The sequence below is a fragment of the Lelliottia sp. AC1 genome (assembly GCF_023278595.1).
GTDB lineage: Bacteria > Pseudomonadota > Gammaproteobacteria > Enterobacterales > Enterobacteriaceae > Enterobacter > Enterobacter nimipressuralis.
Window position 1 is genome coordinate 357,355 of sequence record NZ_CP025699.1, and the last position, 15,391, is coordinate 372,745.

A 15,391-nucleotide genomic window follows, 5' to 3' on the forward strand; every position below is an offset into this window, starting at 1 on the left:
TCAGCCCACCAGCGCCGCCGCCTGGTGAAAGAGATTGACGGTAAAGTCGACTAACTGGGTCAGCATCCATTTGCCGCCAATGATCAACACCGCCAGCGTCACCAGCAGACGCGGCAGAAAGCTCAGGGTCTGTTCGTTAATTTGCGTGGTCGCCTGAAAAATACTGACGCACAGGCCGACGATCAGGCTCGGCACAATCGCCACCGCCGAGATAATCAGCACCAGCTTGATGCCGCTCGCCATGATGTCACCGGCAATATCCATCGTGACCATGGCTATACCCCTTGCACGCTGGAGGTGAGGGTGCCGACAATCAGCGTCCAGCCGTCACAGAGCACAAACAGCATCAGCTTGAACGGCAGCGACACAATCAGCGGCGACAGCATCATCATCCCCATCGCCATCAGAATACTGGCGACAATCAGGTCGATAACCAGGAACGGAATGTAGATCATGAAGCCAATCTGGAAGGCGGTTTTCAGCTCGCTCAGCAGGTACGCGGGGGTGACCACCGTCAGATCCTGCTCGCGCGGATCGCCCGTCACTTTGGCGATATCCATCATCTGCGCCATCGCTTTATTGCTGGTTTGCGCCAGCATGTAGTTCTTCAGCGGCGTCTCCGCTTTGCCAAACGCCTGTTTCATGGTGATTTCATCATTCTGAAACGGCACGATGGCCTCATCGTAAATCGTCGTCCAGACCGGGCGCATCACCAGCAGCGTCAGGGCCAGCGCGATGCCGGTGAGGATTTTGTTCGGCGGGCTTTGCTGCAGCCCGAGCGCCTGGCGCAAAATCGCCAGCACGATGATAAACCGCGTAAAGCAGGTCATCATCAGCACCATCACCGGCAGCAACCCCAGCAGGGTCATCAGGATCAGGATTTCAATTTTGACGTTGTAATCCTGGCCGCCGTCTGTGGTGGCCGAGCTAAAGAGCGTAATATCGCCGTTCGCCGCAAACAGCTGCGGTGAAAAGAGCAGCCCGGCAAACAGCAGCGCGGGCGCCACGGCGCGAAGCAGCGGTTTCATCGCGTCAGTTCACCCAGTTCTTTGCTGTTGAACTCCAGAATGCGCAGGCCGTATTTATCGTTCAACACCACCGCTTCGGCTTTACCGAACAGAATGCCGTTCACTTTGATGTCCAGCGCTTCACCGGCCATTTTATCCAGCTCAATCACCGAGTCATGGTTGACGGTCATCAGGTCGGCCAGCGAAATCTCGACCGACGCCACTTCCAGGGTCAGGGTGACCGGTATGCGGCTGAACAGCGCCATTTTGCGCAGGTCGTCGATGCCGCTCGCCGTCTCAGGTTGTTCCTGAATATCCAGGCGGATATTGCCTTCAACCGTCTCTTCGCGCGGCATATCGCCGAGGTTGAGATCGCTGAAATCCAGGGACTGGCTCAATTCTTGTTGCAGATCACTCATAAGGCTTCTCGATGGTTCTGTCGTTAAATCCACAGAGGAATAACTTGCTGTGGTCTTCGGCGATGTTGGCGTCAAAAATCTGCTCTTTCCCGATATACACAGGAACGGGATCGTTGATGCTCATAGGGATGATGTCGCCCGGCTTGATTTTGGCCAGTTGGGCGACGGTTAAATTCAGGCTGGCGACTTTGCCGCTCAGTTTTAGCGGCAGGCTGTAAAACAGACGTTCGATCTGTGAACGGTCCGGCGTGGGTTTAGGGCCAGCGTGGCTGTCCGTCAGCGGATCGCGCAAATTCATCAACATGTGATCGACGTGCTGATTATCAAATAACAGCGTAAAACTGCCGTGCTCATACCCTTCGAGACTAAAAGTGACGCACCACGCCCACTGATTAATAATGGTGGTGTTATCGCTTTTAATGTCCAGGTCCTGGCCAAAGGTCTCTTTATCAATGAGCAAACGGGTGAGATCCAGCCCGATTTTTGTTTTCAGACGATCTTCTGTTTTGGTTACCGGTTGGCTGATGTCCGGTGAAATATTTCCGCTCTCTTTCCCCAGACCATAATAGTCATGAAGAATGTGCAGGAGTAATGAACGCTCGATGCTAAAGGCAATGGAACCGAGCGGCGTGGAAAAAAGTTGGGTGTTTTTATGCGTCTGGTCAATCGCAAACGTCATCGATTCCAGCGCGACATTTACCCGCAATTTTTTAAGAAAATAAATGCTCAGGCGCGAATCAAAGATATCGAAGCTGTCATTCATTAACTTGGGTAATTTATGCCATGGGCGACCGAGCTTGCTCACATCGAGCTTCACCATGTCGGGAATCGCCTGACGTGGGTAGATTCTGATTCGCTGAGGAGCTGCTTGCATAGTTCTTCCGCATAAAAAGAGTGATAAGCGTAAAGCGTCAGAGATAAAACAAAAAACGCTAATCGGTTCTAAAATAATTTAAGTTTCTTAAAACGGTGCCGCTTTATCTATTCAGGAGGAATTACCTGCCAGAGATAAATCCAGACGCACACAGTTTATTAAGGACAAGAATTAGACTCTTTTTAGACGATCGGTACAAGATTGTCCGGGTTATTAATTCCTTATTTTACAGGCGCTTATTAAGATTAATAACTTTTGTAACTCTATGATATTTATAGATTAATATTTTAATACCCATTAAAAACAAGACATCTCACCCCGCACCGATATACTGCGCTTCAGTCATGAATTCCGATGCTTCACTGTATCCGGTGACTTTCGTAACCCATATCGAACTTATGCATTTATAAATATCCGCGCCAGGCGGCGGAATATCTGTGCAGCAGTTTCAGGTTAATGAATTGATTAAATTGTTGGTGAGTTGTTATGAGTATTGTTATTGAACATGAAGCCCAAAATGAAAATGGATTTGTTGCCAGCGCACCAGAAAGCGTCAATGTATTTTCATTAGCGCGTCGCGTGGCTAAATATAATGTATCGGTACTTATTACTGGCGAGACCGGAACAGGAAAAGAGTGTATCTCCCGCTATATTCATGAGAATGCATTAGGTGCCGATGCGCCTTATGTTGGCGTGAACTGTGCGGCCATTCCGGAAAGCATGCTTGAGGCAATTTTATTCGGCTACGAAAAAGGTGCTTTTACCGGAGCGGTCACAGGCGTTGCCGGTAAATTCGAACAGGCGAATGGCGGAACCTTATTGCTCGATGAAATTGGTGATATGCCGTTAGCCCTGCAGGCGAAATTATTGCGCGTTTTGCAGGAGCAGGAAGTCGAGCGTCTCGGCAGCCATAAACGTATTCCTCTGGATATTCGCCTGGTCGCCTCCACCAATAAAGATTTACAGCAGGAAATTGCCGAAGGGCGTTTTCGTCAGGATCTCTTTTACCGTATTTCCGTCGTGCCCATTCATATCACCCCGCTGCGTGAACGCCGCCAGGACATTATTCCTTTAGCGCTGCGTTTTATTTCCAAATATAAAGCCTTCCATAAAGGAAATATTCGTCTGAGCGACGAAGCGCGTCACGCGCTGCTGGCTTACGAATGGCCGGGCAACGTGCGTGAGCTGGAGAACGTTATTCAGCGCGGCATGATTCTGAGCAACGGCGAAGAGATCACGGCGGTGGATTTTGGCCTGCCGGTGATGATTCCTACCGTCGAAATGCCCGACCTCGACGTGATGCCTGCCTACCGCGAGCAGCAGAGCGCGGCCAGCGCGATGAGCAACGTGAAGCTTCATGGCCGGATGGCGGAGTTCCAGTACATCCTCGAACTGCTAAAACGTCACAACGGCAACAAATCTAAAACGGCGGCTTTTTTGGGTATCACCCCGCGCGCGCTGCGCTATCGACTGGCGTCAATGCGTGAAGAAGGCATTGATGCCGGTTGCTACTCGTAACCGCATAAGGGACTTAACCAATGGACAAAATTACCGCTATCGGTCTTCACGCCAGCCAACAGGCGATGCTGGACAAAATGCACAATACGGCCGCGATGGCAGCGTCTGGCGCAGTGAATCAGGGGCAGATGATCGCCCCCGGTGCGTCGTTTCCCGACGTGGCGGGCGCAGGCAATCTCTCCTTTTCCCAGGTGCTGAATAACGCGATCGATAATGTCGATGCGGTGCAGCACTCTGCCGGAGCAAAGCAAAAAGCGATTGAAATGGGACAGAGCGACGATCTGGCTGGTGCGATGATCGAATCGCAGAAGGCGAGCGTGGCCTTCTCCGCCATGATGCAGGTTCGCAACAAACTCACCACTGCGCTCGACGAAGTGATGAATACTCCGCTCTAAGGTCTCCTCCGTGCTGAATAAGTTAAAAGAAAAACTCTCCGCTTTACCCTTGCCTGCCGGGCGGCTGAAACCCCAGTGGCTGATTACCGCAGGCGGCTTGCTGCTGGTGGGGGCGATCGTCTTCTCTCTGTGGCGCAGCAATCAGGGCTATGTGGCCCTGTACGGCAGCCAGGAAAATATTCCCGTGGCGCAGGTAGTGGAAGTTCTGGGCGCAGAGGCGATTGCCTACCGCATAAACCCCGACAACGGCCAGATCCTGATCCCCGAAAACAAGCTCCCGCGTGCACGCATGGCGCTGGCGGCGAAAGGGATTACGGCGGTGATGCCGGAAGGCTACGAGCTGATGGACAAAGAGGAGATGCTCGGCAGTAGCCAGTTTGTACAGAACGTTCGCTACAAACGCAGCCTCGAAGGGGAACTGGCGCGCAGCATTATGGCGCTCGACCCGGTGGAAAGCGCCCGTGTGCATCTCGGCCTGAGCGAATCCAGCTCCTTTGTGATGACCAACAAACCGCAGAGCAGCGCCTCGGTGATGTTGCAACTGCGCTACGGCAAACAACTGGATGAGCAGCAGGTCGCCGCGATTGTCCAACTGGTCGCCGGCAGCGTGCCGGGCATGCAGGCAAACAGCGTACGCGTGGTGGATCAGGCGGGCAATCTGCTGTCGGAGAACGGCCAGCAGGGCACCACCAATATGGCCAGCATCCGCCAGGGGCGCGATGTGATTGAGCGTATCAAACACGAAACCACCAGTAATATCGCCGGGCTGCTGACGCCGCTGTTTGGTAGCGAAAACTACCGCATCAGCGTGACGCCGTCCGTGGACATGAGCAGCGTCGAAGAGACCCAGGAGCGCCTGGGCAAAGAGCCGCTGGTCAGCGACGAGAATATCTCCCGCGAAAACACCACCAACGAGCTGGCGATGGGCATTCCTGGCTCGCTCAGTAACCGTCCCGTGACGCCACCGGCAGCTGCCACGGCACCTGACGCGCAGCAGCAAACCACGCAAACCCAGACCAGCGATCCGCGCTCCCTCACCAACCGCACCCAGGAGCAGCGTAAGTTTGCCTTCGATCGCGATATCCGCCACATCCGTCATCCCGGCTACAAGCTTGAGAAACTCCGCGTGGCGGTGGCCCTGAATCAGGCCGCGCCGTCTCTCGCCTCGATGACGCCGGAACAGCTCGCCACGCTGACGCGGCTGGTCGAGGACGCCGCTGGCATCGAAAAAGATCGCGGTGACTCTCTGACCCTCGACCGTCTGACCTTTGTTGATATCACGGGCGACGGCCTGCCGGTGCTGAAGTGGTGGCAAGACCCGTCCATTCAATACTGGGGACAAATGGGCGGTATCGGCCTGCTGGCGCTGTTAACCCTGCTGTTTGGCGTGCGACCTCTGGCTCAGCGCCTGGCGCGCCGCGACACGCCTGCCATCGATGCGATTGAAGCGAAAGGGCTGGACGACGCACCGGAAAATGAGCTGGTCACCACCGAAAACGGCCTGACCGGATTGCCAGGACCGGCATTCAATCAGGATACCGACTTGCCGCCACTCAGTTCTGGCCTTGAAACCAAGGTGGAATACCTGCAAATGCTGGCGGAAAACGAAACCGAACGTATGGCTGAAGTACTGAAACAATGGATCAACAGCAATGAGCGAACACCTAATAAACAAGAGCAGTAAAGGTAGCGTTAAAAGTGGACGCAGCCGCCTGGAGCAGGCCGCCATTCTGTTGCTCAGCGTGGGCGAAGAAGCCGCCGCAAAGCTGATGCAGAAGATGAACCGTGATGAAGTGATTTTACTCAGCGACACCATGGCGCGGCTGCACGGCGTGAAGGTGGACCACGCGCGCTATGCGATGAACAACTTTTTTGATGATTACCGCGAGCAGAGCGGTATCAACGGCGCCTCGCGCAGCTATCTGCGCAGCATTCTGGAGAAAGCGCTGGGCGGCGAAATCGCCAGCAGCGTGATCAACGGTATCTACGGCGACGAGATCCGCCACCGCATGGCGCGTCTGCAGTGGGTCGACGTGCCGCAACTGGCGGCGCTGATTGAGCAGGAGCACCTCCAGTTACAGGCGGTATTCCTCGCTTTCCTGCCGCCGGACGTGGCCGCCAGCGTGCTCAGCGCCCTGTCGCAGGAGCGTCAGGACGAAATCGTCTGGCGTATCGCGCGCCTCGATGACGTTAACCGCGACGTGATTGACGAACTGGATCGCCTGATCGAACGCGGCGTGGCGGTGCTGTCCGAGCACGGTTCGAAAGTGGTCGGCATCAAACATGCCGCCAATATCGTCAACCGTATTCCGTCCAACCAGCAGCAACTGCTCGATCAGCTGCGCGAACGGGATGCGGGCGTGGTGGAGGAGCTGGAAGAGGAGATGTACGAGTTCTTCATCCTGAGTCGCCAGACGCCAGCCACGCTGCAACGTCTGATGGAGGAGATCTCCATCGAAGAGTGGGCGGTTGCCCTGAAAGGCACCGAGCCGGTACTGCGCCAGACCATTTTCAACGTCATGCCGAAACGCCAGGTTACCCTGCTGCAATCCACCACTACGCGTCTGGGTCCGGTTCCTGTGAGCCGCGTCGATCATGTGCGTAAAGAGATCATGGCCACCGTCCGTCAACTGGCGGAAGAGGGTGAGATTCAGGTGCAGCTGTTTGCCGAACAGACCATGGAGTAACCATGTTTAAAAAGCACAGCTTACCCTTAAGCGCCCTGACCCCGACCCGACAGGCGGTGATCAAACCGCGCCTGTACAAATTCCCGCCGCTGCGTAAACGCCGCCCTGCACACAGCGTGGCGGAGGATATTCCCGCTGCGGCTGACGGCGCGGCGATACAGGAGCAGCTTCAGCAGGGATTTCAGGACGGCCTGAACCGTGGATTTGCCCAGGGTATGGAAGAGGGTAAAGAAGAGGGATATCAGGAGGGGCTGCGCCTCGGTTTTGACGAGGGCGTGCGGAAAGGGCGATCCGAAGGGAAAACCCAGGCACGGCAGCAGTTTCTCGACGCGGCCCATCCGCTGGATGAGATCATTCAGTCGATGGAAACCTTCATGGCGAACTACGAACAGCGTCGCCGCGAGGAGTTATTACAGCTGGTGGAGAAAGTGACCCGGCAGGTGATCCGCTGTGAACTGACCCTGCATCCTACGCAGATTTTGACGCTGGTGGAGGAAGCGCTGAGCGCATTGCCCCAGCAACCCGAGCAGATCAACGTCATGCTCAACAGCGAAGAACATCGCCGCATCAGCGAAGCCGAGCCGGAAAAAGTGGCCCAGTGGGGGCTAATGGCGGACCCCGATCTGGCCCCCGGTGAATGCCGCGTGGTGACCAACACCACTGAAATGGACGTGGGCTGCCAGCACCGACTGGACCAGTGTATGGACGTGCTGAAAGAGACGCTGCTGCCGGAATCCCGCGATGAGTAACACCGATTTCGCGCAGGTTTTGCGCTCCATCGACAACATCAACCTCGCCCGCGTGGCCGGGCGCCTGGTGCGCGTGGCGGGCATTTTGCTGGAGTGCGTCGGGTGCCGTCTCGCCGTCGGCCAGTTGTGCCAGGTCGAAAGCGCCGAAGGGGAGTTTATCGAGGCGCAGGTGGTCGGGTTCGATCGCGACGTAACCTTTTTAATGCCCTTCAAACAGCCTTCCGGCCTGATGGCGGGCGCGCGCGTTTACCCCGCCGATAAACAGCAGGGGGTGCTGATTGGCGATCAGTGGCTCGGACGGGTGGTGAACGGCCTTGGCGAGCCGATTGACGACAAAGGAAAACTCTCCGGCGACACGGTACTGCCGCAGCAACTCCCGCAGGTGCATCCTCTGCGACGTCAGCCGGTGGCCGCACCGCTCGACGTGGGCGTGCGGGCGATTAACGGCCTGTTGACCATCGGCAAAGGCCAGCGAGTGGGGTTAATGGCGGGGAGCGGCGTTGGCAAAAGCGTGCTCCTCGGCATGATCACCCGCTATACCCAGGCCGACGTGGTGGTGGTGGGGCTGATCGGCGAGCGCGGGCGCGAAGTGAAAGAGTTTATCGAACATTCGCTGGGGGAAGAGGGGCGGCGCAAATCCGTGATCGTCGCCGCGCCGGCCGACGAATCGCCGCTGATGCGTATCAAAGCCACGGAGCTGTGCCACACCATCGCCAGCTACTACCGCGATAAGGGTAAAGACGTTCTGTTGCTGGTGGATTCTTTAACCCGCTACGCCATGGCGCAGCGTGAAATCGCCCTTTCGTTGGGCGAACCGCCCGCCACGAAAGGCTATCCGCCATCGGCATTCGGCATGATCCCGAGACTGGTTGAAAGCGCGGGCAACAGCGAAAGCCACGGCTCAATGACCGCAATCTACACGGTGCTGGCAGAAGGTGATGACCAGCAGGACCCGATAGTCGACTGCGCCCGTGCGGTGCTGGACGGGCACATCGTCCTGTCGCGACATCTGGCGGAAGCGGGCCACTACCCGGCCATCGACATCGGGCAATCCATCAGCCGCTGTATGAGCCAGGTGACGGAGCGCGAACACCAGCTTTCGGCGCGCACCCTCAAGCAGCTGTACGCCGAATACCAGAGCATCAAGCCGCTCATCCCGCTGGGCGGATACGTGGCGGGTGCCGATCCGATGGCCGATAAAGCGGTCAATCTCGCCCCGGCAATCACCCGGTTCCTGGAGCAGGAAGTGCAGGATGCGGCGCTGCTCGACAAAACCATCTCCGATCTCAACGTACTGGCGAAAGCAGGATAATCGACGATGAGTAAACTGATTCAGACCCTCGAACAACTCCATGTGCTGCGCAACCGTGCGGTAAAAGATCTCAGCAGTAAACTCGCCACTCAGCAGCAGCTGTGCCAGCGCCTGGAGAAGAACATTCACGCCCTGTCGAACCTCGTCAACCACAGCACGCCGGAGATGCAGGGCAGCGCGACCATGCTCCACAACCAGTCGTTCTACAAACGCAATATCCAGCGAGTGATCGACTGGCAGCGGCAGGAGCAGGCGCTCGCGACAGTCGAAGCGCAAAAATTGCAGGGGAATTTGCTGGCGGAATCGCGCCGGGAAAAGAGCCTCGAACTGGTGCTTGATGGCCGTCGACAGGACCTGCGCCAGGCGCAGGAGCGCCGCGAGCAAAAAGTCACTGACGCCGTCTCCGCGCAGTGTTGGTTAAGACAACAACAGGCCCAGCGGCAGCGATAAGATGGCTACTAATTTGATGCAGTCGCTGCTCAAACGCCAGCAGCAGAAAAAAATCACCGAATTCCCGTTTGTCAGCGTGATCTGTCCGACGTGGGAGCGCCGGGCGTTCCTGCCCTATTTGCTCTATCTCTTTCAGTATCAAGACTATCCGGCCGATAAACGCGAGCTGGTGATCCTCGACGATTCCGCGCAAAGCAACGAAGATCTGATCGCCATGATGGTCGATGCGCGCGTGGACAATGTGCGTTATATCCACAGCCCGGAGCAGCTGGATCTCGGTGAAAAACGCAACAAACTCAACGAGCTGGCCAAAGGGGAGTACATCGTCTGCTTTGACGATGACGACTACTACCCGCCGAACAAAATCAGCGCGCAAGTGGGCGAAATGCAGCGCAACAATGCCCTCTTTTCCGGCAGCGATACCATTTATATCTGGTACAGCCATCTCGATAAAATCTATCGCACCCATTCGTTTGGCGCCCACCATGCCCTGAACGGCACCTTTGCCTATCATCGCCACTTCCTGAAAAACCATCGCTATGAAGACTCCGCGATGCTGGCGGAAGAGCAGGCGTTCCTGAACAACTTCACCGCGCCGGTGCTGCAAATCGATCCCCGCGAGGCAATTTTGTGCATTTCGCACAGTGCCAACACCTACGACAAAGATTTCGTGCTCGGCTCCAGCCAGCCGACGGCGCTGACGCTGGAAGATTTCGTCTCCGATCGCAATCTGCTTAACCACTATCGCCGCCTGAGCCACGCGCCGCTCAGCACCTCCGTGCAGTGGTCGGCCTTCGCTAAGGTGGCGGTGCTGTATGACCAGCCCGATGAGCTTGAACATCAGCGTCAGGCGCTGGTCGCGCTTGGACTCGATGCGCAACAGCTGGTGCCTTTTGCCCGCGACGGGCAGGACGAGCTGACGTCCCACTGCCAGGTGCTGGACACGGCGATGCACGAGCAGTGGCAAAGCGTGGTGCTGGTGGATGCGTCGGTGAAATATGTGCGCAAAGAGATGTCGATAAAAACGGTAAACCAGCTCCTTTCCCGCCTGGCTCATATCGACTGGCAGGTGGTGGTGCTGGGGGCGCGCTATCAGCGTATTTCACCTCTCAAGGCGTTGCCGGGCGTGGCCCGCATCGCGCGCGGTGACTGCGGCTGCGCGTATGCCGTCAACGGCGAATACATCCCCGAGCTGCTGGCGTGCTACCGCCAGGCTATCGCGCAACAGCTCACCCTTGATGAATGCTGGCCTGCGCTCATGCAGGCCCGCTGCTGGCTTGGTCTGCAGCCGAGCTTTGCTTTTTTACCCGAGATATCCGACCGCGAAAGCGGGAAGCGTATCGATTGCACCCACTGGTTTTTTCGCAAAAACTTTCAATGAAGAAGGGCCGCCACTCCAGCGGCCGGAGTACCCTATGGAACTGATTGAGCACTACCAACCCGAATATGTCGTCCGCTTTGCCGAGCGGATACGGCCCTGCGAATGCCCTGCCTGTCAGGGGCGTACGGACGAATGGCCCGTCACTCACGTGAAGCTGAAAAACCAGCAGCGCGACAGCCTCGACGCGGGCTGCGAGACTGCGGCCCGCGAGATCCTGCTCAACCCGCAGGCCTTTGTTCTGCATACTTCAACGACCCGGCCGCAGAGCGAGCAGGGGCTGAGCGCCTGGGACGAAACCCTGAACCAGCAGTGCATCAACCTGGCGGTCCATCCGGCGCTGACGCTGGAGAGCAGCCTGTACGCCATCGGCGTGTTGCTCAGTAAAGCGCAGCGTTATCTCGACAGCGATCAGTGCGAGCCGCACCAGCTGCTGGAGATGGGCGAGCAGCTTTCGGCGCTGGCGGAGCGCGGGATCCTCGACGAACAGCTGCGCCTTCTGCCGCCGATTGAGGTGAATCGCGTGGAAGCGCTGGAGCAGATGGGCGCGATGCGCCTGACCCTCAATCTGCCGGCAATGCAGAAAATGAGCATGATGCTGAAGCTCAGCGAGCTGGCGGTGATGCAGCCTGCCCGTCTGCAGGATCGCTTACGCGAGCTGGAAGCCGGTGCCGCGCGCAACGCCCTGCTGAACGAACAGCCGCATATCCTACGCAACGCCCTGATCTATAAACTGTATGGCGAATGTCTGCCAGGTCCCGACGCCGACAACTACGGTGATGTGCTGATGTCCCTGACCCGCATGATGTTCCAGCTGAAAATGCTGTGCGCCATGTGGCTCGAAGACAACGCTCAGCTCACCCACAACGATGTGGTGGCGCTGTTTAGCGCGTGGTTTAACTGGCAGAGCGGAAATGTGTGGAAGGGCGCGAATTCTGCGGATTACACGTTGCTGTGTGGGCTGTCGTTGATTTGATGTTCCAGGCCGTCACTATTAACGTTAGCCGTTCAGCCTTTTAATTTAAATAGACATCAAAACCATGAAGATAACGTTTTGATGTCTATGTTTTTTTTCTATAGAGGGTTAGTCTGGGTCAGGCTTCTGCTGATCACGACAGAGTTACCGTCCCCCTTACGAAATCGCGTCCAAAGATTTAAAGAATAGGGGGCGATAATCGACGATGGACTGTTCGATATCGCTTTTATCCTGGATCTGAAAACCGGCGCAAGGATAAAGCCCAAGCCAGCAATCTTTCATCATTAGATGCCACCAGTTCACATCCAGCACCGCATGCGGCGGTGGGTTTTCAAGCTCCAGCAAGGTCAGGCTCTGGCGAAAATTATCGAGCAGTGTCGCAAAGTAATGGCGGTTCACCCGGTACGCGCATGAGCACCAGGCCCGGTTCACCCGCAGCAGATACTCAACGCTTTTAAGCGGCGTAACGTGCTGATAATTCGCCGCCAGCAGGGCAACATCCCAGCGAAGCGTGCTCAGTCTGATTAACCAGGCATTGAGCCGGGTGATGCTTTGCGCATCGCGGCAAAACTCAAAGTCATCTTCCAGAATCAACACATCGTCCCAGTCTTGCGCTATCGCCATCTCCAGTACGGCGATGTGCGATTTCACGCACCCTATGGCGCCGGGCGTGGCTTTGACCCCCTCGAAGCGGATGATTTTTTCTTTCGGCGCGTTCAGCTCGCGAAGCTGACGTTTCATGCGAACATTACGGTCGCGGCGGTGGGCCAGATTGATATAGACAATCCGGGAAAAGGCGTCCCAGTTAATTGGTTCGTTCATTGTCAGTGCCTGATAAATGCGCGTGCGATCGCCACTGGAATGCTTGTGTTTGCCCGGGCTTCGATGCCGGTGAACAGATAGCGATGGAGGTATTTTTTGAGCTGCTCGTGGCTGAAATGCTGATAAAACGCCCGTCCCAGCACCTCTACCGGCTTGCGATAGAGCTTCGCCTCAAGCCCCACGGTGGAGTTAATGGTGATGACTCTTGCAGCGGCTTTGATCAAATCGACGGTATTTTCCTGGGTGATTTTAAAGCCGTAGCGCTGCTGGAGTCTGGCAATATTCACCAGTTCAGACGGCACTGTTTCCGCCGGATGAATTTTGACGACCAAATCGCGTTTTTCCTGACGCGCGGCCCGGCTGGCGTGACGGATTGCATCTTCGTTACGCAGATCGGCATTCAGCCACAGCTGCGTATCATAGGAGACCTGAAGTGGCAAAAACAGGAAATCGCCCCGTCTGCCCAGAACGCGATCCTGGGAAATCTCACTGATTAATTTTTCACACGGATTATTGCGTGCCTGGAGCGGCGGCTGGCGTTTTTCGGCTTCGTACTCTGCCATCCACTGCGTGTGGATATCTTCCGCTACGTCTGGCAGCGCATCCAGACATTCCGGGTTTAGGGCCAGTGCGGACCGGGCATTGGAGCCAGTCGGATCGATAAATACTTTGTTGGGGAAATTCGAGAGTTCGACATAGCGTGTCGTGATATTGCGCTGCTGGCAAAAGAGCGTGGCGGGCTGTTCAGCGAGGCCGTTGCCTGAACACAGGATCATCTTGCGCATGCTGTTCAGCTCCGGCTTGTTCATCAGCTGAAGCAGGATATAAAGATAAATATTCCAGCAGCGCTGATATTCCAGTTTCTGAATCAAAAATTCGCGTGAGCCACGGATATCGCTGTCGATGCGGCTAAAGAGCACCGGTTTTTGTTGCTGAAAAGCCTCCGGCGAAGGGAGGTTTATCTCCCCGGAAATAGGGCAAAGCGCAACGTTGCTGAGATTTTCACTGAGCCAAGCCGAGATCGGCTCCCAGGGGGAAATGGCTACGATCTCTTGCTGCTCCTCGGCGGGCAGTGCGTTGATCACGCGCGAGTAGAATTGCGCGTTCTCGATGGTTTCCATGTAAAAACCAATCATCTTACACCTGCCGATAAAGCCAGTTCTCCGGCTCGCCTACGTTAAACAGGTTTTGCAGAACCTCCTGCTGCATCGCCAGTACCATGCCGTTGCTGTCGTTCAACGTTTTACATTCTGCGGCTGCTTGCTCCAGCGAATCCCAGAGCGTGTTGAGCTGCGACTGATTGGCGGCGGGCAGGCGGGTGAAGAGCGTGCGCAGGCCGTGCGCACCGGCGGGGATACCGAGCCGGGTCAGGAGCTGATAGCGCTGTTTGCTGTTTTCCAGAAGCTGTTCATAAACCGTGAAAATGCTGGCGTTCAGCGTCTCCAGTGCCTGCGCGTTACGCGCGATCAGGAACTGGCGCTGATCCGTCAGCAGGGTCTTTAGCTGGTTGTAATGGTTGCGATCGTCGACCATGCCCTGAATCAGCGTTCTGACGCTCTGTGCGGCGTTACTCATTTTTACCTCTGATAGTATTGCTCTATCGCGCTGGTCAGGGCATCGAGATCGACACTGATTTTCCCGCTGGCGATAGCCTCTTTCATACTGGCGACGCGCGCCATATCCACTTCTGGCAGGCTTGCCAGCTGTGTCTGCGCATCACCGAGAACCGGATCAATCGCGGTGGTGCGTGCGACTTTCATCTCCTCAGCACCTGCGGTGCGAGTCTGTGCCGTCGCACTGGACTGATTAATCGCGCTCGTCATGGCGTACTGGGGGGATGTCACTTTCATCGCTTACTCCATCTTCTTGTTTGTGCAGGTTGCGTCAGCTGTTCAGCGGGCGGAAAAAACGTTTCCGATCTCCATACCCCTGTAAAGCGACGCACTCAGGGCGAAACTTAAGCCCTGCGTAAAGTTTTTTAATTTTTCGCGCTCAGGCTGGTTCTGACCACGCCCATCTCGCTGACGATGGCGGTCACTTCCCGCTCGCTGCTCTCATTCTTCACTTTGATCATCTCGCCTTTGCGCCCTTTTTTGCTGGCGATCCCCATGGTGCGGGCCTCGACGCCGTCCTGATCGGCAATCATCAGCACCCGCTGACCGCGCTCAACCATCACCGGCGAATCGAGCTGGCTCATGCTTAAAGGCTGGAGTTCCCGCACGCGGCGCTTGAGCGTCAGGCCAACCACATCATCCGGATGGGTGACGTAACCGCTGCGCAGATTGCTGATATTGAACTTCTTCAGGGTGATATCGGACGGCCCGAGCACGTGCCCGCGCTCCAGGGTGTTTTTGGCCATCAATACGGCGAGATAGATGTCCGGTTTGACCGTCACCGCCACTTCCCAGCCGCCCGCGCTTTCGCAACGCACGTCAAAACGCAGCCTGCGCAGATCGAGGCGTTCGCCCGTTGGCGTGCTGACGGTGAGGGGGGCGGCGCAGGGGGCGTACTGCGAGATTTCAGAAGGAATAAACAGATTGAGCTTTGCCTGGTAATCCTCCCAGCGGCTGCGCTGGGCTTCCTGACGAATCGCCTCGGAGGCCGCCTGCTGGACGCGGGAATGCACCTGCTTACGGGCGCTGGTGGGCTGGGGCGGCGCGGCGGCGGAAGCCGCGGAAAAGCACAGTATGGCTGTGGTCAAAGAGGAGCGGAAAAAGCCCTTCCCATTGCGCGGTGAAAACAGTGATAAAACGCTATTAATCATGATGTTATGAACCTGGCACGATAGTTGCTTTAAAGATTGC

The 15,391-nt window shown here is 56.4% G+C and carries 18 protein-coding genes; 9 read left to right on the forward strand and 9 right to left on the reverse strand.

What is annotated here, in order from left to right; genetic code table 11:
• Genes fliQ through C0560_RS01670 form a run of 4 tightly spaced genes read right to left on the reverse strand, consistent with a single transcriptional unit; the run spans position 1 to position 2,300 of the window.
• Entirely contained in the window at positions 1-273 is a 273-nt protein-coding gene (gene fliQ / locus C0560_RS01655) for a flagellar biosynthesis protein FliQ (protein ID WP_100778041.1), read from the reverse strand.
• A 2-nt stretch (positions 274-275) separates the two neighbouring features.
• A complete protein-coding gene (gene fliP, locus C0560_RS01660) occupies positions 276-1,028 on the reverse strand; it encodes a flagellar type III secretion system pore protein FliP (RefSeq protein WP_100778040.1) in 753 nt (250 codons plus the stop codon).
• Positions 1,025-1,426 (reverse strand): FliM/FliN family flagellar motor switch protein, encoded by a 402-nt coding sequence (locus tag C0560_RS01665; RefSeq protein ID WP_100778039.1) that lies wholly within the window; start codon positions 1,424-1,426, stop codon positions 1,025-1,027. The genes fliP and C0560_RS01665 overlap by 4 nt, the downstream gene beginning before the upstream one ends.
• On the reverse strand, positions 1,419-2,300 hold the full coding sequence (locus C0560_RS01670) for a FliM/FliN family flagellar motor switch protein (protein WP_129036122.1): 882 nt from the start codon (positions 2,298-2,300) through the stop codon (positions 1,419-1,421). Before C0560_RS01670 ends, C0560_RS01665 begins: the two co-directional genes overlap by 8 nt.
• Before the next feature lie 486 nt (positions 2,301-2,786).
• On the opposite strand from C0560_RS01670, the gene C0560_RS01675 reads away from it, so the two are divergent.
• From C0560_RS01675 to C0560_RS01715, 9 genes are read left to right on the forward strand one after another with little or no spacing between them, the layout of a single operon-like run.
• On the forward strand, positions 2,787-3,818 hold the full coding sequence (locus C0560_RS01675) for a sigma-54-dependent Fis family transcriptional regulator (protein ID WP_107702453.1): 1,032 nt from the start codon (positions 2,787-2,789) through the stop codon (positions 3,816-3,818).
• Between the two features lie 20 nt (positions 3,819-3,838).
• Positions 3,839-4,213, forward strand: coding sequence for a flagellar hook-basal body complex protein FliE (fliE, locus tag C0560_RS01680; RefSeq protein WP_100778036.1), 375 nt, complete (start codon positions 3,839-3,841; stop codon positions 4,211-4,213).
• A 10-nt stretch (positions 4,214-4,223) separates the two neighbouring features.
• Positions 4,224-5,897 (forward strand): flagellar basal-body MS-ring/collar protein FliF, encoded by a 1,674-nt coding sequence (gene fliF / locus C0560_RS01685; protein WP_248859491.1) that lies wholly within the window; start codon positions 4,224-4,226, stop codon positions 5,895-5,897.
• Entirely contained in the window at positions 5,866-6,900 is a 1,035-nt protein-coding gene (locus tag C0560_RS01690) for a flagellar motor switch protein FliG (protein WP_100778034.1), read from the forward strand. Before fliF ends, C0560_RS01690 begins: the two co-directional genes overlap by 32 nt.
• 2 nt (positions 6,901-6,902) lie before the next feature.
• Positions 6,903-7,649 carry a flagellar assembly protein FliH gene (gene fliH / locus C0560_RS01695; protein WP_129036123.1) on the forward strand — a complete coding sequence of 249 codons (747 nt, stop codon included), beginning with the start codon at positions 6,903-6,905 and terminating at the stop codon, positions 7,647-7,649.
• The gene (fliI, locus tag C0560_RS01700) at positions 7,642-8,961 is read left to right on the forward strand and encodes a flagellar protein export ATPase FliI (RefSeq protein WP_181827179.1); all 1,320 of its coding nucleotides are present in this window, start codon (positions 7,642-7,644) and stop codon (positions 8,959-8,961) included. Before fliH ends, fliI begins: the two co-directional genes overlap by 8 nt.
• Positions 8,962-8,967: 6 nt before the next feature.
• Positions 8,968-9,411, forward strand: a complete 444-nt coding sequence (gene fliJ / locus C0560_RS01705; protein WP_100778031.1) for a flagellar export protein FliJ — start codon at positions 8,968-8,970, stop codon at positions 9,409-9,411.
• 1 nt (position 9,412) lies between these two features.
• Positions 9,413-10,792 (forward strand): glycosyltransferase family 2 protein, encoded by a 1,380-nt coding sequence (locus tag C0560_RS01710; RefSeq protein ID WP_248859492.1) that lies wholly within the window; start codon positions 9,413-9,415, stop codon positions 10,790-10,792.
• A 34-nt stretch (positions 10,793-10,826) separates the two neighbouring features.
• On the forward strand, positions 10,827-11,765 hold the full coding sequence (locus tag C0560_RS01715) for a hypothetical protein (RefSeq protein WP_123429877.1): 939 nt from the start codon (positions 10,827-10,829) through the stop codon (positions 11,763-11,765).
• 156 nt (positions 11,766-11,921) lie between these two features.
• On the opposite strand, the gene C0560_RS01720 is transcribed toward C0560_RS01715, so the two are convergent.
• The 5 genes from C0560_RS01720 to flgA all read right to left on the reverse strand — a co-directional run bounded on the left by C0560_RS01720 (position 11,922) and on the right by flgA (position 15,351).
• Positions 11,922-12,587 carry a glycosyltransferase family 25 protein gene (locus tag C0560_RS01720; RefSeq protein ID WP_123429878.1) on the reverse strand — a complete coding sequence of 222 codons (666 nt, stop codon included), beginning with the start codon at positions 12,585-12,587 and terminating at the stop codon, positions 11,922-11,924.
• Positions 12,588-12,589: 2 nt separating this feature from the next.
• The gene (locus tag C0560_RS01725) at positions 12,590-13,723 is read right to left on the reverse strand and encodes a hypothetical protein (protein WP_123429879.1); all 1,134 of its coding nucleotides are present in this window, start codon (positions 13,721-13,723) and stop codon (positions 12,590-12,592) included.
• A gap of 1 nt (position 13,724) precedes the next feature.
• Positions 13,725-14,162: a flagella synthesis protein FlgN gene (locus C0560_RS01730; protein ID WP_100778026.1), complete on the reverse strand. Its 438-nt coding sequence runs from the start codon at positions 14,160-14,162 to the stop codon at positions 13,725-13,727.
• 2 nt (positions 14,163-14,164) lie between these two features.
• Positions 14,165-14,437, reverse strand: a complete 273-nt coding sequence (gene flgM / locus C0560_RS01735; protein ID WP_100778025.1) for a flagellar biosynthesis anti-sigma factor FlgM — start codon at positions 14,435-14,437, stop codon at positions 14,165-14,167.
• Positions 14,438-14,565: 128 nt separating this feature from the next.
• Positions 14,566-15,351, reverse strand: coding sequence for a flagellar basal body P-ring formation chaperone FlgA (gene flgA / locus C0560_RS01740; protein ID WP_123429880.1), 786 nt, complete (start codon positions 15,349-15,351; stop codon positions 14,566-14,568).
• Positions 15,352-15,391 lie beyond the last annotated feature (40 nt).

Excerpts from the sequence above, each read along its gene's own strand:
- C0560_RS01715 (WP_123429877.1), top strand. The coding sequence starts at position 10,827 with ATGGAACTGATTGAGCACTACCAACCCGAATATGTCGTCCGCTTTGCC.
- C0560_RS01675 (WP_107702453.1), top strand. The coding sequence starts at position 2,787 with ATGAGTATTGTTATTGAACATGAAGCCCAAAATGAAAATGGATTTGTT.
- fliP (WP_100778040.1), bottom strand. The coding sequence starts at position 1,028 with ATGAAACCGCTGCTTCGCGCCGTGGCGCCCGCGCTGCTGTTTGCCGGG.
- C0560_RS01670 (WP_129036122.1), bottom strand. The coding sequence starts at position 2,300 with ATGCAAGCAGCTCCTCAGCGAATCAGAATCTACCCACGTCAGGCGATT.
- fliJ (WP_100778031.1), top strand. The coding sequence starts at position 8,968 with ATGAGTAAACTGATTCAGACCCTCGAACAACTCCATGTGCTGCGCAAC.
- flgA (WP_123429880.1), bottom strand. The coding sequence starts at position 15,351 with ATGATTAATAGCGTTTTATCACTGTTTTCACCGCGCAATGGGAAGGGC.
- fliI (WP_181827179.1), top strand. The coding sequence starts at position 7,642 with ATGAGTAACACCGATTTCGCGCAGGTTTTGCGCTCCATCGACAACATC.
- C0560_RS01730 (WP_100778026.1), bottom strand. The coding sequence starts at position 14,162 with ATGAGTAACGCCGCACAGAGCGTCAGAACGCTGATTCAGGGCATGGTC.
- C0560_RS01720 (WP_123429878.1), bottom strand. The coding sequence starts at position 12,587 with ATGAACGAACCAATTAACTGGGACGCCTTTTCCCGGATTGTCTATATC.
- C0560_RS01725 (WP_123429879.1), bottom strand. The coding sequence starts at position 13,723 with ATGATTGGTTTTTACATGGAAACCATCGAGAACGCGCAATTCTACTCG.
- flgM (WP_100778025.1), bottom strand. The coding sequence starts at position 14,437 with ATGAAAGTGACATCCCCCCAGTACGCCATGACGAGCGCGATTAATCAG.
- C0560_RS01710 (WP_248859492.1), top strand. The coding sequence starts at position 9,413 with ATGGCTACTAATTTGATGCAGTCGCTGCTCAAACGCCAGCAGCAGAAA.
- fliE (WP_100778036.1), top strand. The coding sequence starts at position 3,839 with ATGGACAAAATTACCGCTATCGGTCTTCACGCCAGCCAACAGGCGATG.
- fliQ (WP_100778041.1), bottom strand. The coding sequence starts at position 273 with ATGGTCACGATGGATATTGCCGGTGACATCATGGCGAGCGGCATCAAG.
- fliH (WP_129036123.1), top strand. The coding sequence starts at position 6,903 with ATGTTTAAAAAGCACAGCTTACCCTTAAGCGCCCTGACCCCGACCCGA.
- C0560_RS01665 (WP_100778039.1), bottom strand. The coding sequence starts at position 1,426 with ATGAGTGATCTGCAACAAGAATTGAGCCAGTCCCTGGATTTCAGCGAT.
- C0560_RS01690 (WP_100778034.1), top strand. The coding sequence starts at position 5,866 with ATGAGCGAACACCTAATAAACAAGAGCAGTAAAGGTAGCGTTAAAAGT.